Annotated in this window: 15 protein-coding genes and 1 tRNA gene; 4 read left to right on the top strand and 12 right to left on the bottom strand. The window is 69.2% G+C overall.

Translation table 11 applies throughout. From position 1 onward, the window contains the following. Window positions 1–23 precede the first annotated feature (23 nt). The gene (locus NL115_RS13175; protein WP_254829817.1) at window positions 24–3,449 is read right to left on the bottom strand and encodes a right-handed parallel beta-helix repeat-containing protein; all 3,426 of its coding nucleotides are present in this window, start codon (window positions 3,447–3,449) and stop codon (window positions 24–26) included. A gap of 217 nt (window positions 3,450–3,666) precedes the next feature. On the opposite strand from NL115_RS13175, the gene gatE reads away from it, so the two are divergent. Next, a complete protein-coding gene (gene gatE, locus NL115_RS13170; RefSeq protein ID WP_254829816.1) occupies window positions 3,667–5,532 on the top strand; it encodes a Glu-tRNA(Gln) amidotransferase subunit GatE in 1,866 nt (621 codons plus the stop codon). 876 nt (window positions 5,533–6,408) lie between these two features. Here the strand turns inward: gatE and NL115_RS13165 are convergent. Next, on the bottom strand, window positions 6,409–6,948 hold the full coding sequence (locus NL115_RS13165) for a cupin domain-containing protein (RefSeq protein WP_254829815.1): 540 nt from the start codon (window positions 6,946–6,948) through the stop codon (window positions 6,409–6,411). A 162-nt stretch (window positions 6,949–7,110) separates the two neighbouring features. Between NL115_RS13165 and NL115_RS13160 the strand changes: the two genes are divergently transcribed. Next, window positions 7,111–7,788: a helix-turn-helix domain-containing protein gene (locus NL115_RS13160; protein WP_254829814.1), complete on the top strand. Its 678-nt coding sequence runs from the start codon at window positions 7,111–7,113 to the stop codon at window positions 7,786–7,788. A gap of 1 nt (window position 7,789) precedes the next feature. Here the strand turns inward: NL115_RS13160 and NL115_RS13155 are convergent, their stop codons facing one another. From NL115_RS13155 to NL115_RS13125, 7 genes are all read right to left on the bottom strand, one after another. Then, window positions 7,790–8,935 (bottom strand): PGF-CTERM sorting domain-containing protein, encoded by a 1,146-nt coding sequence (locus NL115_RS13155; RefSeq protein ID WP_254829813.1) that lies wholly within the window; start codon window positions 8,933–8,935, stop codon window positions 7,790–7,792. Between the two features lie 166 nt (window positions 8,936–9,101). After that, window positions 9,102–10,316, bottom strand: a complete 1,215-nt coding sequence (locus tag NL115_RS13150) for an MFS transporter (RefSeq protein ID WP_350355316.1) — start codon at window positions 10,314–10,316, stop codon at window positions 9,102–9,104. 122 nt (window positions 10,317–10,438) lie between these two features. Further along, window positions 10,439–10,588 (bottom strand): hypothetical protein, encoded by a 150-nt coding sequence (locus NL115_RS13145; RefSeq protein WP_254821396.1) that lies wholly within the window; start codon window positions 10,586–10,588, stop codon window positions 10,439–10,441. Window positions 10,589–10,700: 112 nt separating this feature from the next. Then, a complete protein-coding gene (locus NL115_RS13140; protein WP_254829811.1) occupies window positions 10,701–11,093 on the bottom strand; it encodes a PaaI family thioesterase in 393 nt (130 codons plus the stop codon). Between the two features lie 60 nt (window positions 11,094–11,153). Further along, window positions 11,154–12,149, bottom strand: coding sequence for a sodium:calcium antiporter (locus NL115_RS13135; RefSeq protein WP_350355249.1), 996 nt, complete (start codon window positions 12,147–12,149; stop codon window positions 11,154–11,156). A 45-nt stretch (window positions 12,150–12,194) separates the two neighbouring features. Further along, complete coding sequence (locus tag NL115_RS13130) at window positions 12,195–13,031, bottom strand: bacteriorhodopsin (RefSeq protein WP_254829809.1); 837 nt, start codon at window positions 13,029–13,031, stop codon at window positions 12,195–12,197. Between the two features lie 172 nt (window positions 13,032–13,203). Further along, complete coding sequence (locus NL115_RS13125) at window positions 13,204–14,433, bottom strand: alanine--tRNA ligase-related protein (RefSeq protein WP_254829808.1); 1,230 nt, start codon at window positions 14,431–14,433, stop codon at window positions 13,204–13,206. Window positions 14,434–14,545: 112 nt separating this feature from the next. Between NL115_RS13125 and NL115_RS13120 the strand changes: the two genes are divergently transcribed. Further along, window positions 14,546–15,412: a metallophosphoesterase gene (locus tag NL115_RS13120; protein WP_254829807.1), complete on the top strand. Its 867-nt coding sequence runs from the start codon at window positions 14,546–14,548 to the stop codon at window positions 15,410–15,412. A gap of 234 nt (window positions 15,413–15,646) precedes the next feature. Here the strand turns inward: NL115_RS13120 and NL115_RS13115 are convergent, their stop codons facing one another. Then, window positions 15,647–16,060, bottom strand: a complete 414-nt coding sequence (locus NL115_RS13115; protein WP_254829806.1) for a TRAM domain-containing protein — start codon at window positions 16,058–16,060, stop codon at window positions 15,647–15,649. Between the two features lie 269 nt (window positions 16,061–16,329). On the opposite strand from NL115_RS13115, the gene NL115_RS13110 reads away from it, so the two are divergent. Then, window positions 16,330–17,784: an ABC1 kinase family protein gene (locus NL115_RS13110; RefSeq protein ID WP_254829805.1), complete on the top strand. Its 1,455-nt coding sequence runs from the start codon at window positions 16,330–16,332 to the stop codon at window positions 17,782–17,784. 195 nt (window positions 17,785–17,979) lie between these two features. On the opposite strand, the gene NL115_RS13105 is transcribed toward NL115_RS13110, so the two are convergent. Further along, window positions 17,980–18,053, bottom strand: a tRNA-Thr gene (locus NL115_RS13105). Window positions 18,054–18,115: 62 nt separating this feature from the next. Continuing rightward, the gene (locus tag NL115_RS13100) at window positions 18,116–19,129 is read right to left on the bottom strand and encodes a class I SAM-dependent methyltransferase (RefSeq protein WP_254829804.1); all 1,014 of its coding nucleotides are present in this window, start codon (window positions 19,127–19,129) and stop codon (window positions 18,116–18,118) included.

Below are 19,129 nucleotides of genomic sequence, written 5' to 3'. Positions count from 1 at the left end.
CGACCAGCGGTGCCGGTCCGGCGTCAGGGTTTCAGTACGACGAGGTAGATGGTACCCGCGCCGACAGCCAGTGCGCCGATACCGCCGACCACCATCCCGAGTGGCCCCAGACCGCCGAAGCCCCCGTCGGAATCGCCGGGGGACCCTGGTTCGCGGGCGTTCTCGCCGGTCCCCGGGTCGGCGGAGTCGTCGGAGCCGGAGTCGTCGCTATCGGAACCGTCGGTGCTCCCGTCTCCGGTGGCGGTCCCGTCCCCGCCACCGTTATCGGTCCCGCCGTCGGCGCTCGAGTCATCGGGCGCCGGTGTCGGGGTAGCCGTGGACGTCGTCGACGCGTTGTCGGGCGCCGTCTCGGTCACGTTGACCGTCCCCGCCGTGACGTTCTCGACGCGGAAGGTGTAGGTCCCGACCTCGCTCGGCTGGCGCTCGAAGGAGATCTCGGCCGCCTCGCCCGGAGACAGTTCGACGAAACGGCTCTGGACGAAGCGGTCGTTCCGGTAGAGGTCGGCCTCGTAGCGCCCGCCGCCGTCGCCGCTGTTCCGGACGGTCGCGTTGATGCGGACCGTCCCGTCGACCTGCACGCCCGTCCGGTTGACGCTCGCGGCGACCGTCGCGAACGACGGGTTGTCCTGGGTCGACGCGGAACCGCCACCACCACCACCGCCACTGCTACCCCCGTCCGAACCGTCACCGCTGCCGTCGCCCGTGCCGGAACCGATGTCAGGCGGTGACTCCTCGTCACCGCCGCCAGTGTCACCATCCCCCGTGTCACCGTCACCGGTGTCTCCATCGCCGGTGTCGCCGTCACCCGTTTCGCCATCGCCAGTGTCACCGTCGCCAGTGTCACCGTCACCCCCACCACTGCTCGTCGACGTGTTCACCAGCGGGGCGAACGTGCTGAACGAGGTGAGGTTGGCGGAGACCACGTCGGCGTCCGGGTGGACGGAAGCCCCCTCGACCGGGGCGTACTCGCCGACCCGCTCGTCGTAGTCGTACAGCGAGAGGTTCCCCTCGTCGACGCCGGTGTCGTTGTAGCGCAGGTCGAGTTCGACGTACGCACCGTCCTGCTGCCCCTCGACATCGACGAAGTTGCCCAGGTCGGTGAGGTTCTCGCCCGGTCGTGCCGGGTCGGCGACCGAGCCGAGCGCGATATCCTGGGCCGCCTCGAAGCCGAGAACGACGTTCCGGCCCGCGCCGTCGTCGTCCGGGTCGGCGAAGACGTTCAGGTCCGCCGCGGTCGTGCCCGTCGTGCCGCCGGTCTCCCGGAGGCCCCACGCGCCGTTGTCCTGGACGAGGACCTTCGTCAGGTTCGTGTCGGTGGCGTCCCGCAGCAGGATGCCGTCGCCCGTCGTCCCCCCGTTCTCGACGGCGGAGGTGTTGAACAGCGTCGCGTTCGTGGCGCCGTCGACGAGGATTCCCTCGTCGGCGTTGCTGAACGCCGTGACGCGCCGGAGCGTGGCGTTGGCGCCGCGGAGTTTGACACCGACGCCGAAGTCCCGGACGGTGAGGTTCCGGACGGTGACGCCGGTCCGGTCGTCGGCGGGCCGGACGTCGATACCGGAGATGTCGGCACTGTCCTGTCCGGTGATGGTACGGGGCTGCTCGCCGCCGTGGCCGAAGCCGACGACGGTGACGTTGTTCGCGCTGACCGCGAGACATCGCGACCCGGTGCCCTGGAGGTCCGTATCGACCCGGTAGGTCGCCCCGTCCTCGGTGAGTGGTGACCCGCCACGGCAGGCCGTGATGGCGTTCTCCAGGTCCGCCGCCGGCGCGTACACGCCGTTCGGCGCGGAGATGTTGAGCGAGACCTCGTTGGCGTCCCGGTCCAGCGAGCCACCGCTGGCCGACCAGCTACCGTCGTGGACGTGGAGGCGAACCGTCGGCTCCTCCAGCGGTGGCTGCTGGAGGTCGGTTGACGCGTAGCCGACGGTCAGGTCGAGGAAGCCGCTCCCCCCGCCCAGGTTCCCGGTCAGGCCGGTGGAGAGCGACGTGCTCTCGGTCGTCGTGGCGTTGAGATACGGCCCGAAGGTCCGGTTCCCGGGGCGAGCGGGGGCGGGGCGCGAGACCGTCTCGAACTCGACATCGCTGGCGGTGAACGATATCGTCCCGCGGGCGAGCGTCAGACGGTCGACGCTGGTGCGGCCGTTGCCCAGCGCGCGGTAGGTCACCGCGTTGTCGAGCGCGGTGAGGTCCTCCATGGTGTTGTCGTCCGAGCCGATGACGAGGAGCCCCACCCCGGAGTTGTTCGCGACGGTCCCCTCGTCGAACACGCTCCCGGACGTGTTCGCGAGGACGACGCCCCGGTCGTTCCGGGACGCGTCCGTCTCGTTGACCGTCACGCCGGTCGCGTCGGTCAGGTTGACCCCGGCCGCGTTCCCGGTGGCGACGAGCCCGGAGACGGAGGTGTTCGACCCCGAGAGTCGCGCACCGGCATCGACGTTGTTCCGTGCTTCGAGCGTCGTCTCGCCGGCCAGCAGCCGGCGGGCGTCGCGCGAGCCATCGACCGCCGGGAGCCGGAAGCCGTCGCCACCGTTACCGCTGGCGGTCGCGCCCAGCACGCGAACGCCGGGCGCACGCACGACGAGTCCGTGTCGAACGTTCGCAGAGGCGTCGACATCGCGGAGGGTGGCGTTCGGCGCGGTCGACGCGATGAGGATGCCGTCGAAGCCGTTGTTCGAGGCGTTCACGTCCGTGAGGTTCGCCCCCGGAAGCTCGCGGACGAGGATGCCACGCGCGCCGTTCTCCGTGAACGCGCCGCCGGACACCGTGAGGGCCATCGGGTCGAACGAGGCCTTCAGCCCCGTCACGTCGTTCCGTTCGGCGTCGGTCGCCTCGACGACAGCGGCCCCGCCGAGCACCGCCAGCCCGACCTCGTTCTCGGTCAGCGTGCTCTCCCGGACGGTGACGTTCGCGAACACCGTCCGGATGCCCGCCCGCGAGTTGTTGTGGCCGGTGATATCGACGAGTTCGATGCCGACCACGTCGGACGTGTCCTGCGAGCCGGTCACGAGGACACCGTCCCGGGTTCCGTTCGCGGCCAGGTCACGGACCGTGACGTTGCTGGTCCCATCCGAGCCCGCGCGGATCTCGACTCCTGTGCCGTCCGCGCCGCTCGTCACCTCGTAGCCGGCGCCGTCGAGACCCACGTCACTGGCGGTGATCTCGATGCAGGCCCCGCTGTCGGCCGCGAGGTCGGCGTCGAGCCGGTAGTCACCCGCGGCCTCGATGGTGCGACACGCCGAGACGGTGGTCGGGCCACCGTTGTCGGTGTCGGTGTTCCCGGCGTCGGTTCCAGCGCCGGTGTTCCCACCATCGTTGGCGACGCTCGTGACGGTTCCAGTCAGTGCAGCCGCCGGTGCGAACGCCGCGACCAGCAGACAGCCGCTCAGTGCCAGCACGAGGAGGGCGACCCGGGTCCGCCTCCCCCCGCGCAGCGTGGACCGGGTTCTCATTGTGCAAATGAGTCTGACACAACCGTATCAACCTTCCGGGTACTACAACCGCTGAAGCGACGATTGAACGGTCATTCACCGGCTCTGACCGGCTAACGTGTCTCGGAACGAAGGGTCGTCGAGAGGACCGATGGGTGTCTCTCGGTCCGGCCGCGGGGCCGCCGGCCGGCCCCCCGCCATCGGGCCGTTTTTGGTCCCGCCCGACACACTCCGCGCCATGGACCACGACCGCGACTACGACTACGCCGACCTCGGGCTCGTCGCGGGGCTGGAGATCCACCAGCAACTCGACACCGCGACGAAGCTGTTCTGCTCGTGCCCGACGGCGCGGCGCGAGCCGGAGGAGTCGACACGCCGGTTCACCCGCTATCTCCACCCGACGCGCTCGGAGCTGGGAGAGATCGACGACGCCGCGCTCGAGGAGTCGAAGGTCGACCGCGAGTTCGAGTACCTCGCGTTCGATTCGACCTGCCTCGTCGAGGAGGACGACGAGCCCCCCGCCCGGCTGGACGAGGAGGCACTGGAGGTCACCCTCGAGATCGCCGCACTGCTCGACATGGACGTCGTCGACGCGGTGCAGGTGATGCGGAAAATCGTCGTCGACGGCTCGAACACGACGGGCTTCCAGCGCTCCTCGCTGGTCGCGACCGACGGCGAGATATCGACGAGCGAGGGTCCCGTCGGTATCACCGACATGTTGCTGGAGGAGGAATCCGCCCAGCGCGTCGAGGAGACGGACACGGGCGTCCGCTTCGGCCTCGACCGGCTGGGCATCCCGCTCGTCGAAATCGGCACCGGGCCCGACATCCGCTCGCCGGAGCAGGCTCGCGAGGCCGCCGAGCGCATCGGGATGCTCCTGCGCTCGACGGGGAAGGTCAAGCGCGGCCTCGGCACCATCCGCCAGGACGTGAACGTCTCCATCGCCGACGGCGCACGTATCGAGCTGAAGGGCGTCCAGTCGCTCGACGACATCGACGACATCGTTCGCCTCGAAGCTCACCGGCAGGTCCGGCTGCTGGAGCTCCGCGACGACCTCCGCGAGCGCGACGCCAGCGTCGGCGAGACCCAGGACGTGACCGACACCTTCGCCGACACCGATTCGGGCGTCATCGCCGGCGCATCGGCCGTGATGGCGGTGCCGCTGTACGGCTTCGACGGCATCGTCGGCGCGGAGATACAGCCCGACCGCCGCCTCGGGACCGAGCTCTCCGACCACGCGAAGCGCCACGGTGCCGGTGGCATCTTCCACACCGACGAGTTGCCGGCGTACGGCGTCACCGAGGCCGAGGTCGCCGACCTGCGCGATGCCGTGGGCGCCGGCGACGAGGACGCGGTCGCCATCGTCGCGGCCGACCGCGACGTGGCCGAGCAGTCCATCGAGGCCGTCGCCGACCGCGCCGAGACCGCACTGGAGGACGTCCCGGAGGAGACCCGCGACGCCAACGAGGACGGCACCTCGCGCTACCTCCGGCCCCTGCCGGGCGCCGCGCGGATGTACCCCGAGACGGACGTGCCGCCCGTCGAACCCGACCCGAGCGAGGTGGAGCCGCCCGAACTCCTCACCGAGAAGGTCGAGCGCTACCAGGAGGAGTACGGCCTCGGTGCGGGACTGGCCGAGCAGGTGGCCTACGGCCGCCGGATGCCGGCCTTCGAGGAGGCCGTCGACCGCGGCATCGACCCGACGACCGCGGCGACCACGCTGGAGTCGACAGTCACGGAGATCCGCCGGCGCGACGCCCCCGTCGAGAACCTCACCGACGACCACCTGCTGGGCGTGCTCGCGCTGGTCGAGGCCGGTGACCTCGCCAAGGAGGGCATCGGCGAGGTGCTGACGGTGCTGGCCGAACAGCCCGACCTCTCGGCCGAGGCAGCGGTCGAGGAGGCCGGGCTGTCGGGCGTGGACGAGGAGGAGGTTCGGGAGGCCGTCGTCGAGGTCGTCGAGCGCAACACCGGACAGATCGAGGAGCAGGGAATGGGCGCCTTCTCCGCCCTGATGGGCGAGGCGATGGGCGCGCTGCGCGGGAAGGCCGACGGCGAGGTCGTGAGCGACGTGCTGCGCGAGGAGATTCAGAAGCGGGCGTAGGGAACTTCCGAACCCACTTTGGAGAACAACTCTGAATCATGACCTTTTTGCAGATATTTTATATCTATACAGAATATTTCTGAATTATTCGGCTTTTTATCTCTGATTGAGACGTTGCCGGACTCTCCGGATGCTCTTCTCACAGAGCCACGGCGACGACGGAGTTGAAAGCCCCCGCCCGCTCTCGCTGCGATGGAGACCGCCACCATAACCTGTTGAAAGCCCCCGCCCGCTCGACCGGCCGGGAGTCGCTGCGCTCCTCGCGCTCGCTCCGTTCGCGCTGCGGTGCTTGCTTCCTCCGGGCTGGGTCGAGCGGGCGGCCCCTTTCAGTCCCGCCCTGTTGCTGGTTGGGCCGAGCGTCTGCGCGTGGTGGTTCCACCGGAGCGCTAGTGTCCCCACACCTCCCCGCGCTCGCACCGCGCGTGTTCCGGCACGCTCACTCGCGCTCGCGGCCTCCACGGCAGTGGCGCGAGCGCGCTTCCTGATTCCGGAACCGGCCAGCCGATCCACCGCTCTCCGGCCGGGAGCACGTGCCGAGCGGCTTGCCCGCGAGTGCCGCGCGACCCGGGGAAGGGCAGGGCCGCCGCCCCCGTGACACAATCCATGTCCCTGGCGGACTCGAAGGGCGAGCGCTCTCGACCCATCCCGGACGAAGCAAGCACCGCAGGGAGCGAACGCAGTGAGCGACCGAGGAGCGCAGCGAGTCCCGGAGTTCTCGCGAGCGAAGCGAGCGAGAAGCCGTCAGAGCTTGCTCTGACGGAAGGTCGAGAACGCGAGGGCTTCGTCTAGGTGTCGGTCGTCGCCGTGGTTGCCGTCACCGTGAGGGAACGCGAGAGCCTCGAAGCAAGTCCACTCACAGCAACAACCCCACCCGCCCTACATCGAGAACGAGGTCCCGCACTCGTTGCAGGTGAAGGCAAAGCGGCCCTCCTCGTTGATAGTCGTCGCGTGGGGCGTCTCCTCACCGCACTCACGGCAGTCGACGACCGACTCCAGTTCGTCCCAGTCGTGCTGTGCGCCGGGCGCGCCGAGCGCCCAGCCCGAGACCGTCTCGTCACCGTGGTTCCAGCCGGTCTGGTACTCACCGGGCGCGAACCGGATGAGTTCACCCGCCTCGACCAGCACCGTCTCGCGCTCCGAGATGTCTCGCGGGTCGCTCCGCTCCCCGCTCGACCGTTCGGCGTCGCGTTGCGACGCCAGGACCTCGAACTCGACGCTCCCCTCCATCACGTAGAAGACCTCCTCCTGGTCGTGGTGGGTGTGGAGCCCGCCGGAAAACGACTCCTCGGGCTGGAGTTCGAAGTAGTTCATCGCGAAATGCTCGGTCCCGAGCGCCGAGGAGACCGGCTTCCGGAGGCTGTGAACGCCGAGCGGGCTGTTCTGGGTCTCGACATCGTCGATGGCGACCTTCTCCATACCCGGAAAGGGAGTGGAGACCGCATAAACAGTCGGGGTCGGCGGGGGACGAACGCCGGTACCCGACCGGCGCGGGAGGTCTCGGCGTCGGAACCGTTAACCACCCCGCGCGAGTCCACACGGTGTACCGACCCCGAGAACCCGTCGGCCACTGGTGGTGAGATGCGCTACTTCGACCTCGTACTGACTCCGGGCGAGCAGGGTATCCATCCGGTAGACGGTCGGCTGGCCTCGGAACCGGAGGTCACGCGGGAACTCCTCCATCACGTCGACGCGTACAGCGACGGCACGGGCGCGCTCCTCTACCGGCTGAAAGGCGACCCCGAGGCTGCAGTCGCAGCCATCCAGGGCGAGGGGCTGCTGGACTACGACGTGACCGACCCCGACGACGAGGGCCGGTTCTACTGCTACGCCCACCTCGCCTCGAACGACCCCGACGGGACGCTGCTGGGGCTGCCGTACGACCACGCGCTCATCGTCGAGACTCCCATCCGGTTCCGCGGCGACGGAAGTCTCAGGGTCCGCATCGTCGGCCAGCACGCCACCCTCCGGAACGCGCTCGCCGCCGTTCCCGACGACGTGCGTGTGACCGTCGAGGAGGTCGGGCGGTACACGCCCGGCCGCAAGGACGCCCGCTCGCTCCTGACCGACCGCCAGCGCGAGATCTTCGAGACCGCCGTCGACCGTGGCTACTACCGCATCCCGCGAGGCATCACGCAGACGGAGCTGGCCGACGAACTCGGGCTCGCACCCTCCACCGTCGACGAACACCTTCGGAAGGCCGAGTCGACGATGTTGTCGTCGATCCTCGAGGAGTACCACCAGCGCGGCGGGGAGTGACTCAGTCCCGCCGGCGCGCGAACAGACCGAGTGCGAGCAGCCCGCCCAGCGCCGCGACCGCGCCGAACCCGGGACCGCTCCCGGCTGTCGGTGTCACGCGCTCCTGGCTTCCGCTCCGGGCGCCACCGCCGGCCTGCTGCCCGGAGGCACCACCGCCCCCGCCGCTCTGTGCGGCCGTAGCCGTCGCGGTGTTCGCGCCACCACTGGCTGCGGTGGCCGTCGCGGTCGAAGCAGACGAGCCGCCCGACGACCCCCCGCCACTCCGAGCGGGCGTCGTGGTCGCCGTAGCCGTCGTGGTCGGTGTCGCGGTCGCCGTAGCCGTCGTGGTCGGTGTCGCGGTCGCCGTGGCCGTCGCGGTCGTCTCCGACGAACCACCCGACGAGCCGCCACGCTCCGGGGTCGCCGTCGCGGTGGGTGTCGCAGTCGTCTCGGAGGTCCCACCCGACGAACCGCCGCCGGTCGAGTCGCTCTCGCTGTACGGCTTCGGCCCGAGCTGCTCCTCTGCTTCAGCCTCGGAGGAGCAGTCACAGATGTAGAAGTACTTCGAGTACAGCAGGACCTCCTGGAAGTTGCCCTGGTAGTTGGTGCCGTTCACGTAGCCCTTGAACTGGTACCAGCCGGGGTCGGAGGGCGTGACGACGCAGTTGGCGAGCTTCGCCACCGTCTCGTCGGTGTCGTTGAGGTAGGTCGGGGACCCACCCAGGTCACCATCGTCGTAGATGTCCACCGCGATGATGCGGCCGCTGACGGAGTACTGCTCCATATGCCGGAGGAGCCCGGTGTCGGTCTTCGTCCCCTCGGCGTCGTTGTCACGGTCGATACCGAACGCCTGCGCGTCGCTCGGGGCGCAGTCCTTGAACCGCGTCTCCTGGGTCGTGATCTTGTAGTAGTCGATCTGCTGGAGCCCCTCGCTCCCGTCCCAGGGGCCCTTCCCGCGAGAGAGCATCGTGTAGGCCGTCGTGGTATCGGGAGTGGGGTCGTCGGGCCGGACCTGGAAGTCCGCCCCGGAAGTGGGCTCGCGGTTCTTCGTATCCGGTTCGGGCGCGTCGCCCGGCGTTACGAGACTACCGGCCGCAGGGAGGGCCACTGCTGCGAGGGCCACCACCAGTGCCGTCACGAGGACGGCAGATGTGCGTGTCAGTTTCATGTTGGCTGTCGTATCATCCACCCGGAGTCCACCCGTGTCCCCACCGAGTGATTCCCAGGCGTTCACTCTACACTCTGCCCACAGCACCATGAGACCATTGCAGAACATAGACGGCGATTTGATTAACCCGACCATACAGAACCATCTCGTACCATCCGACGGTTATTCAGTCGCCGGCAGGGGCGGCCGTCGCGGCCCGGCGGCGCCGGTGCTGGCGACCGATGATGCCGGCGGCGACGAGGAGGCAGACCGCGAGTCCCGCGAACGCGACCTCGTAGCCCGCCAGGGAGGCGGCGATGCCGACGTACGCGGGCCCGAGACTGCCGACGCCGAGGAACAGCGCCCGGGCCGCCCCGAGGTCCCCACCCATGTTCTCGTCGGGCGCCGCCTCCAGCAGGATAGCGTCGACGATGGGGAACTGGGTCTTGTAACCCAGCGCCAGCACGACCACGCAGGCCGCGAGCGCCGCTACCGACGAGGCAAGGACCACGCCTGCCAGCGCCGCGGTCGCCAGCAGTAGCCCCGCGACGGAGACGGCACGGCGCGGGAACCGGTCCGAGAGCCACCCGGCTGCCGGCTTCGTCCCGATTCCGGTGAGGAACACGAGCGCGAATCCGGCCGACGCGACCGCTTCGGGGATCCCCTTCGCGACGTTGAGGTAGGTCGGCAGGAAGTTGATCCAGCCGCCGACCATGAAGTAGAACAGTGCGTACGCGGCCAGGACCTCGCGCTGCTCGCGTGTGGTCGCCAGTCGCCGGACCGTCGCGCGGAGTTCCAGCGACGCCGGCCCCGTCCGGTACGGCTCACGATTCCACCACACGTACAGCAGCGTGGCGAGCGCCAGCAGGCCCGCGATGGGGAGGAAGGGGGTCCGCCAGCCGGCCGCCTCCAGCGCGGCGTGAAGGTCGGCCGGGAGCCCCACGGCCGGGAGCGTCGTCGCGAGGACGAGCGCCGCGACGCCCGCCGCGACCAGGCCGCCGAGGTCGGTCCCGGCGGTGTAGATGCCGAGTGCGCGGCCTCGCCGCTCGACGAACAGGTCCGACAGCAACGCGCGCGACGGGGTGACGTAGATACCCTTCCCGACCCCGAGTAGCACCGCTCCCGCGACGAACGCGAGGTAGTTCGGCGCCGCGCCGATGGCGAGGAAGGCCACCGCAAGGACGCCAAGGCCGGGGAGGATGAGCGTCGCGCGCGACCACTCGTCGGAGAGCCGACCGCTCGGGTACTGGGTGACGGCGTACACCGCCTGGAACACCGTCAGGGCGAGACCGGCAGTGGCGGAGGTCAGCGAGAGGTCGTCGATGATGGCCGGCAACAGCGGGCTCAGGATGAACCGGCCACCCTGCAGGACGGCCCACCCGAGCAGGAGGATGGCCAGCATCCGCCTGCCGTAGCCGGGCCGCTCGTCGACAGCGGTCACTATCGGAGCGAGGAACAGGGGCCACTTGTGCGGCCCGGTCCGCCGCGGCGACGGGCGCCGGCAGCGCGGGCCCGGTCAGCGAGTCAGACCGCGCTGCCGCCCGTCGGCGGCTCGTGGTCGTCCTCCTCGTCCTCCCCGAGCGTCTTCTCGGTCATCCACCAGCCTGCCGCCCCGACCGCGAAGATGGCCAGGACGGTGATGCCGATGAGTGCGTAGGCTACCGTGGCGCTCATATCTGAGGGTTCTCGTCCTGATTCAAGAAGGTGTCTACTCCGGATTCTCGAGGTGTGTCCGGGACACACGGCGCATACCTGCCTCGGCCGGGACCTCGCTGCCGGCCGCGGGTCAGGACTCGAAGATGGAGTACGAGCCGGTCGCTCTGGCGATTGACTCCCCGTCCACCGTCACGTCGGATTCGAGGTACGCAACCGTCCGGCCACGCTTCGTGACCGTCGTCTCGCAGACGAGCGTTCCCTCGGAGACCGGCTCCAGATAGCTGATCTTGACCTCGATGGTCGCGCAGAGTTCGTCGGCACCGAGTCCCGGGTAGAGTGCAGCACCCATCCCCGTATCGGCCATGGCGTACGCGACCGCCCCGTGGAGGACACCGTGGGGGTTTCGGAGGCGGTCGGTCACGTCCAGTTCCCCGCGGCTGTACCCCTCCTCGATATCGGTGAACTCCAGCCCGATGAGGTCCGAGAACGCCGCAGCGTCGTTGGCCGTCGGGTCGTCGGTCATGGTACTGCCGTGGGCGACGGGCCATCAAGAATCCCGGGGCAGGTCACTGCTCGGGCACGGTCACTGCCCGGCGAACAGCAGCAGCCGACCGGCGATGAAGACCAGATACAGCACCAGTAGCGTGGTCCCCTCGCCGCGCCCGAGCCCGCCCGACCGCTGGCGGACCTGCACCAGCAGCCCGACGCCGACGAGGAGTTTGAACGGCAGGTCCCAGAGTATCACGGACTGCGGAACCTGGTAGGTCGAGATGGTCGCGCCGAGGCCGAGGCCGACGAGCGAGTTGACGACGTTGCTCCCGACGAGCGTCCCGAGTGCCAGCGTCGGGGTACGCCGACGGATGGCCTCCCGGACCACACTCAACTCGGGGAGTGCCGCCGCGACGCCGATTGTGACGACCCCGAGCATCGACCCGCCGAGTGCGAGGCGCTGGACGACCACGTCGACCGTGTCGAGGACGACGAACGAGGCCACTAGCACGGCGACGAGGGCGGCGGCCCCGACCGCGGCATCGCGGCCCGGTGTGGCACTCCTGGCCTCGGGAAGCCCCCGTGTCCGCTGTCGTCGGGTGTAGCTGTAGGCGAAGTAGGCCCCGTACGCGCCGACGAGCACGAGTCCCTCGAGTCGGGAGAGGTGGCCATCGGCTGACAGCACGAGCAACAGCGCCAGCGAACCGAGCATCGGGAGGTATCGGGCGCGGACGAACGATGTGGTCAGGTCGAGCCGGCCGTAGCCGACGAGGAAGATGCCGAACAGGAGCAGTTGCTGGACGGTCGAACTCCCGGTGTTGCTGCCCAGCACCGTCGCCGAGGCGACCACGGGGTCCAGCGTCCCCGCGAGGATGCCGGCGCTGGCGATGACGCCGGTCGCGATCTCCGGGAGACTCGTCCCGAGTGCAACGACCGTCATCGCGACCAGTTCCTCGTCCACGTCGAAGGAGGTCGCGAGCCGGGTCGCCCGGTCGACGACCACGCCCGCCGCCCGGACGAGGACGCCCAGCGCCACGGCCCCGAGAACGAGCGTGCCGAGCAGGGAGAGCGAGACGGCCACTGGCTGCATCGACACCGGGCCGGAAGATAAGCGTGGGTGGACGGTTCCGGGGAGTCAGTCGTCCGCGGGTGCGGCACCACTGCCGAACGGTTCGCCCGCGTCCGCCACGACCCCCTCGTTGGCGGCGACCCACCGGAGCAGCAGGAACGCGAAGACGTACTTCGCGAGCACGTCCAGCAGGGAGTAGCCCCACGAGGTGACGGCCACGTCCAGCAGGGCGATACCCTCGACGCCGAGGGCCCAGAGCACCGGGTAGCCCAGCCAGAGGACGACCGTCAGGTTCCGGAGGGTTCCGAAGATCTCGCTCGTGCCGGCGGCCCGCGCGTCGGCGGGCCACTCCGCCAGTAGCACGTACAGCACCACGACGAAGAACGCACAGCTCAGCAGGAAGAACGCCCAGCGCAGGAGGTACGACGACGTGATGAGGGCGGCCGCCAGCCCCGTTACGCACATCCCGATATCCATCGTCACGACGGTGAACAGCTTCGTGCGGTCGGTGTTCGCGAGCAGGCCCAGAGCGACGAGTATCATCGGCGTCGACAGGGTCCACGTCAGGTAGCGCCCCCAGAACGAGAGCACCTCCGCTCCGGCGAGCGGGTGGCCCGCCGGCATCTCGAGGAGGCCGACGGTGAGCCCGGAGACCATGCCGAGGTAGCTGGCGATGGAGACCAGCGGGACCAGCAGGGTCGCGACGAAGATGGCGCGGGCGCGGTCGGTCTCCAGCTCGCGGCCCATCGCCACGAACAGCAGGATGGACAGCCCCGCGAGGGCGACGTTCACCCAGAGCGACGCGCTCAGGACTGGGTCGCCGGCGATACGGTCGAACACGGCCGCCTGGCTCGCCTGCAGGGGGACGAGGGCGGCACCGGTCGATGGGGAGAGTGGTGACATCGGTCGCTCTGTGACGGCCGACCGTCAGTGGGGCCGAACCGTCTACACGTTCACATACAACCCCGATAAGCATAAGAATACCTCGCGAACAGACGCAGATTGCCGCAAATTTCAGCCTTTGGGCCAGAATACACCGCGTCCGACTGGCGAGCCCATGCCTCCGTCCAACGGCTCACTCCCCGCGGAGGAATCCAACGACCGCCTCTGGGTCCGCGTCCAGCCCGCCGGCCTGCGCGACCGTCGGCGAGCCGCCGCCACCGCCGCCGAACCGGTCGGTCACGTCGTCGACGACATCCCCGGCGTCGACGGCACCGTCCGTGGCGACCGCCAGCGAGGCGTCGTCGGCGACGAGCGCGACGACGGCCGCGGCGTCGCCGGCCAGTGTGCCCGCCCGGTCGGCCAGCGCGTTCGCGTCGACACCCTCGACGGTGCCGACGAGCCAGCGCCGGCCGTCGCGCTCGACCACGTCCTCCCGGAGCGCGGCCACCCGCGCGTCGACGTACCGTTCGCGCAGGGCCGACAGCTCGGATTCGAGGTCGGCCCGCCCGTCCTGCAGCCGGGCCACGGCCTCGGGGAGGTCCGAGACGGCACTGCCGAGCGCTCGTGCCGCGCGGAGCGCCGCCCGGTGGTCGTCGGCCCGGCGGTCGATTGCCCGCGGCCCGACGGCGAACTCGACCCGGGTGAGCCCCTCGCCCGGGTTCGAGCGTTCCAGCACCGTCACCGGCCCGATATCGCGGGTGTTCGCGACGTGCGTACCGCCACACGCGGCGATGTCCCAGCCGTCGACCGTGACGAGGCGCACGGTGTCGCCCGTGATGCCCTCCTCGGTCTTCGTGTTGAACGCCACGTCCTCGCGGTCGAGCGCCTCGTCGGCGGGGACGCGCTCCCAGGAGACCTCTCGTGAGTCCCAGACGGCGCGGTTCGTCAGTCGCTCCAGCTCGACGAGGGCGTCGTCGTCGATATCGGTCGGCGTTCGGAAGTCGACGCGGACCTTGCCGCCACTGGCCGTCTCCCCGTCCACGTCGGGGGCGGTGATACCGAAGCCGCCGTAGCCGAGGTCCTCGAACAGCCGTCTGCCCGCCCCGTACAGTACGTGACTCGCCGTGTGCGCCCGCCGGCAGTAGGTGCGGAACGCGGAATCGACGGTACAGGCGACGGAGTCGCCCTCGCCGGCGGGGAGTGGTTCGGCCAGCCGGTGGACCACCCGCCCGTCGACGGACTGCACGTCGGTCACGGCCACGTCCGCGATGGTGCCACGGTCGGCCGGCTGACCGCCACCCTCCGGGTAGAAGTACGTCTCCGAGAGGACGACCGTGGGCCGCTCGGACTCGTCGTACGCTGTGACCGATGCGTCGAACGACGTGACATCCGGGGCATCGGGCGCGAGCGAGTTGGCTGCCATGTCCGGGCCCACGCGGCCGACCGGCTAACCGCTGGCGATAGCCCGGTCGGCGTCGCCGGGGCAGCGGAGGACTGTTCAGGCCGGCGGCACCATTCCCGACCGGAGGCAGAACGTGAGACAAGCGCGTATCCACAGCGTCGACGCGTTCGACGGAACGCCACGTATCGTCCACATCAGCGACGTTCACGGCTACCTCGACGAGGCACGCAGTGCCCTGCTCGCCGTCGGCGAGAGCGACCGGTTCGACCCCGTCGTCACCGCGGACGACGAGGGACGACTCCACTGGGCCGGCAACGACCACGTGCTCGTCGTCAACGGCGACCTCGTCGACCGCGGCCCCGAGAACGAGGCGTGTCTGGACCTCGTGTGGCGGCTCGTCGAGGAGGCACCACCCGGGCGGGTGCGCTACCACCTCGGCAACCACGAGCAGGCCATCCTCCTTCCCGAGCAGGTCCGGTGGCCGAGCGCGTTCTCGACGGACCTGGACCGGGACGCCCGCCGGGCGTTCCTCGACCGCATCGGCGACGGCGACGTAACCGCCGCGTTCGAGGGCTACGCGTACACCTACTCCCACGCGGGTAGCAACGAGCCGTTCGACGCCGCGACGCTCAACGACGAGCTTCGAGCCGCAGCGAGCGAGCTCCGGTCGGCCCTGGGGACCGACGACGAGCCGGCGGTGCAGGACCGCGTCGAGGCGGAGTACGACCGGCTGTTCGGCCTCGGCGAATCGGGCGCCCGTAGTCCCGGTGCCGGCTGTTGCTGGCTGGACTTCAGGCACCTCGACTCGTCGGCCCCGCCACAGGTCGTCGGCCACTCGATGCAGACCGAACCGGTCCGCGACGGGAACGTCGTCTGTGGAAACATCATCCGTCGGAACGAATCCCGCTCCCGGGGTGAGGGCGTACTGGTGGAGACACCGGAGACGCTGTACGGAGTGGTTCGAGGGCTGAACCGGGAGGTCGAGACGGTCGAGATATGAAAGCCGGATGAATGGTGGGCGGATGACTGGGTTACGCCATCCTACCTGCCAGAGCGGCCCGGGCTGTAACACCCTGGTAGCGCACTGGATCAGGATTCCGTCTGTGGGGTGACTCCCCGACTACTTAGGGCTTCTCGCATCGGGCCACGGTCACCGAGCGTGCTGACTGGTGAGGACGAATCGGTCGGCACTCGATGACCGCCACGCGATGGCAGGAACAGCGGCGCTCGCGCCCTATTCGTAGTAGCTCAGTCGCTCGACGACATCGGCAAACGCCACGGTCTGCTGGACATCCGTGATCTCGATTCTGACACGCTCGCCCTGTTCGGTGTCGGGAACGATGACAACGAACCCGCGTTCGACCCTGGTGATGCCGTCCCCCTGGTCACCGATGTCTTCGATATCGACAGTCAGCGTTTCGCCCTCCTCGACTGGCGGTTCGGGGTGGTCGCCCTCACGGGCTGGCTCGGTCGTCGCTCGCCCATCCCCCGTGTCGGAGGCGGCGTCGAGAAGGGCCACGCGATACGTTTCACCCTCCGAGAGCTCGCCGAGCTGTACCTCCTGGTCGGGAATCTCGAGCCGATACGTCCCGTCCGCTTCAGTCACCTGCGCCGAGAACAGACATCGTAGTTGGTCCGGAATCTCCATCTGAGCAGTCTACCCGATATTCCGAGGCGACCCATTTGGTTCTGCTGTTCAGGGGGACCTCGGTACGGCTGGCGACGGCAGGTGGGGCACGAGTGGTCGATGTCCCGCCCTGGGAGCGCTCCGTCTCGGTGCGGCATGTGGTATCAACGAGGACGACTCTGGACCGGTCGACCCGAGCGCCCCCGACGGCGGACAGGTCTTTATACTCCCTTAGATGACCTGCCGAAGATTGAGCCGTGTGGCGACCCTACACCTCTCCAGAACCAGCGATGCCACTGCAGTACGCGGTCAAAGGGGGGCTCTCCGCCTTCGAGTCGGGGCTGGCGGTCACCTCGCGGGGACTCGCTCTCGGTGTGACGGGGATGGAGACGACGCTACAGGGGTACGAGGCCTCGAAGCGGAGCATCGACATGTTCGTCGAGGACCCGTTGCTCCTCACCGAGTGGCCGCGTGCGACCGACATCGCACTGACGACCGCCCCGGTCGTGACGGGGCTCGCCCGGGACCAGCGGCGGGAGACATCGAGCGAACAGCGGGCGCGCCGCGGTGAACAGCTCCGGGACGCGTTCACCGACCTCGGCCCGGCGTTCGTGAAGCTGGGGCAGACGCTGTCGGTGCGGCCCGACCTCGTCCCGGAGGAGTATGTCGGCGCCCTCGAGGAGCTGCAGGACCAGGTGCCGCCGGCACCCTGGGACCGCGTCGAGGGCGTCATCGAGGCGGAACTCGGCCCCGTCGACGAGGTGTTCGACGACTTCGAGCGGGAGCCGCTGGCGGGCGCGAGTCTCGGACAGGTGTACCGCGCCGAACTCGACGGCGAGACGGTCGCGGTGAAGGTTCGGCGCCCGGACATCGAGAAGCGTGTCCAGCGGGACCTGCGCCTGGTCGAGTCCGCCGTACCGGTCGCCACCGCGTTCCTCGACGACGGCCGGGCGTTCACCCTCGAGACCATCGTCGACCAGTTCGCCGATACGCTCCGTGAGGAACTGGACTACGAACGCGAGGCCGATATCATGGAGCGCATCCGGGAGCGCTTCGGGAACGACGACCGGGTCAAGATTCCCGCGGCCGTCGACTCACACACCACCGAGCGCGTGCTGACGATGGAGTACGTCGACGGGACGAAGGTCTCGGAACACGAGGCGCTCGATTCGATGGCCATCGACCGCGCCGACCTCGCGAACACGCTACGGGAGCTCTACCTGCAGATGACGCTCGTCGACGGCATCTTCCACGCCGACCCGCACCCCGGGAACGTCGCGGTCCAGCCCGACGGCACCATCGTCCTCTACGATTTCGGGATGGCCGGCGTCCTCGACCCCGAACTGCGGTCCGGCATCGTCGACTTCTTCGTGGCCATCAACCGAGGAGCTGTCGACGCCATCCTCGAGTCACTCATCGAACTGGGGACGCTCGACCCGGCTGCCGCCGAGACCGGCGACGACGCCCTCGGCGAGGTCGTCGAACGGTTCGTCCAGCGCCTGCACGCCGGCGAGTTCGACGCCCGGGAGTTCGAGTCCCTCGTCGACGAGCTCGAGGAGGCGTTCTACGAGCTGCCGTTCACGCTCCCACCCGACCTCGTACTCGTACTGCGCGTGATGGCGATCACCGACGGCGTCGCGAACACGCTCGACCCCGAACACGACTTCTTCACCGTCATCGACGACGTGCTGGCCGACCACGGCTTCCTCGACGAGGACGCCACCGCATCGACAATGGAGGCCTGAGAGGTCACCACCGGCGAATTCCGCCGACCGGAAGAACAATGCAAACGCCCTCGACGGTCTGTTCGTATTCCTCGCGCGCCGCAGGTACGCGAGAGCCGGTGGAGGGGACTGTGAACCTCGGTCGTTCCGCGACGCTTCACTCTCTGGTTCGAATCCCTCGACGGCTTTCGCTGCTCACGTTCGTTCGCAGCAGAAAGCCGGTGGAGGGATTTGAACCCCCGGCCTATTCCTTACGAAGGAATCGCTCTGCCAGTCTGAGCTACACCGGCGCTACACGATGGAAACCGGGTGCGGAGTATAAGGATTCCGAAGCCGTGCGACGGTATCGGGGTCAGCGCGAGAGCCGCACATCCAGACAGACGTTCAGTTCGTGGGGGGCGTACGACCGGACCTCGTGGCGCGTCTCGACGGTCACGTCGTACTCGTCGCTGGCCGCATCGCGAATCGCGCTCTCCCCCGGACCGAACGGGTCGTCCTCGTGCTGGATGTCGTAGTAGTGGAGGACACACTCGTCGCTGGCGAGCCGGACTGCAGTGTCGAGGAACGCGTCGGCAGAGTGAGGCAGGTTCATCACGACGCGCGAGGCCCAGCCGTCGTAGCCCTCGCAGCCGACTACGTCTCGAACGTCACCCTCGTGGGCGGTGACGCGCTCTTCGACGCCGTTACGGCGGGCGTTCTCGCGGAGGTAGCGAATCGCGTCCGGATTGAGGTCGACGCCGACGCAACGTGCCCCGCGTTTCGCCGCCGGAATCACGAACGGGCCGACGCCGGCGAACATGTCGAACACGTGGTCGGCGGCATCGACCTGCTGGACGACGCGGTGGCGCTCGGTCGCGAGCCGCGGCGAGAAGTACACCTCCGCGATGTCGACGAGGAACTCGCAGCCGTACTCGCGGTGGACGGCCTCGGTGCCGTCGCCGGCGAGGACGTCCCAGTCTCGGACGCGCGTCTCGCCTTTCACCTTCGAGGCGCGGTTGACGACCGTCTCAGCGGGGAGCGAGGACTCCATCACGGCGTCGGCCGCGGCCTGCGCGCGCTCGGGGTCGTCCTCGTCGAGGATGACGACCTCCCCGAGGCGCTCGTAGGTGGGCGCCCAACCGAGGATGTCCTCGGGGAGGGTCTGCCCCTCGCGGACGGGCGATTCGTGGGAGACCACGTCGAACTCGTCGGGGACGGCCATCGGGTCAGTGACGGGGATGAAGAGGGCTCCGTCGGCGACCGTAATCTCGTGGTCGCCGTCGATGATATCGCGCTCGGCGAGGGCCGCACGGGTCGCCTCGCCCTCCTCGCGGGGGACGCGGACGCAGGGCGTGGGCTCCGTCCGGCGGTCGCGGTCGTCGGTCAC

It is taken from the genome of Haloglomus salinum (assembly GCF_024298825.1).
Taxonomy (GTDB): Archaea; Halobacteriota; Halobacteria; order Halobacteriales; family Haloarculaceae; genus Haloglomus; species Haloglomus salinum.
Note: the sequence above shows the minus strand (reverse complement) of the source record. Positions and strands in the feature narration are given on the sequence as shown.

Excerpts from the sequence above, each read along its gene's own strand:
- NL115_RS13175 (WP_254829817.1), bottom strand. The coding sequence starts at position 3,449 with ATGAGAACCCGGTCCACGCTGCGCGGGGGGAGGCGGACCCGGGTCGCC.
- gatE (WP_254829816.1), top strand. The coding sequence starts at position 3,667 with ATGGACCACGACCGCGACTACGACTACGCCGACCTCGGGCTCGTCGCG.
- NL115_RS13165 (WP_254829815.1), bottom strand. The coding sequence starts at position 6,948 with ATGGAGAAGGTCGCCATCGACGATGTCGAGACCCAGAACAGCCCGCTC.
- NL115_RS13160 (WP_254829814.1), top strand. The coding sequence starts at position 7,111 with ATGCGCTACTTCGACCTCGTACTGACTCCGGGCGAGCAGGGTATCCAT.
- NL115_RS13155 (WP_254829813.1), bottom strand. The coding sequence starts at position 8,935 with ATGAAACTGACACGCACATCTGCCGTCCTCGTGACGGCACTGGTGGTG.
- NL115_RS13150 (WP_350355316.1), bottom strand. The coding sequence starts at position 10,316 with ATGCTGGCCATCCTCCTGCTCGGGTGGGCCGTCCTGCAGGGTGGCCGG.
- NL115_RS13145 (WP_254821396.1), bottom strand. The coding sequence starts at position 10,588 with ATGAGCGCCACGGTAGCCTACGCACTCATCGGCATCACCGTCCTGGCC.
- NL115_RS13140 (WP_254829811.1), bottom strand. The coding sequence starts at position 11,093 with ATGACCGACGACCCGACGGCCAACGACGCTGCGGCGTTCTCGGACCTC.
- NL115_RS13135 (WP_350355249.1), bottom strand. The coding sequence starts at position 12,149 with ATGCAGCCAGTGGCCGTCTCGCTCTCCCTGCTCGGCACGCTCGTTCTC.
- NL115_RS13130 (WP_254829809.1), bottom strand. The coding sequence starts at position 13,031 with ATGTCACCACTCTCCCCATCGACCGGTGCCGCCCTCGTCCCCCTGCAG.
- NL115_RS13125 (WP_254829808.1), bottom strand. The coding sequence starts at position 14,433 with ATGGCAGCCAACTCGCTCGCGCCCGATGCCCCGGATGTCACGTCGTTC.
- NL115_RS13115 (WP_254829806.1), bottom strand. The coding sequence starts at position 16,060 with ATGGAGATTCCGGACCAACTACGATGTCTGTTCTCGGCGCAGGTGACT.
- NL115_RS13110 (WP_254829805.1), top strand. The coding sequence starts at position 16,330 with ATGCCACTGCAGTACGCGGTCAAAGGGGGGCTCTCCGCCTTCGAGTCG.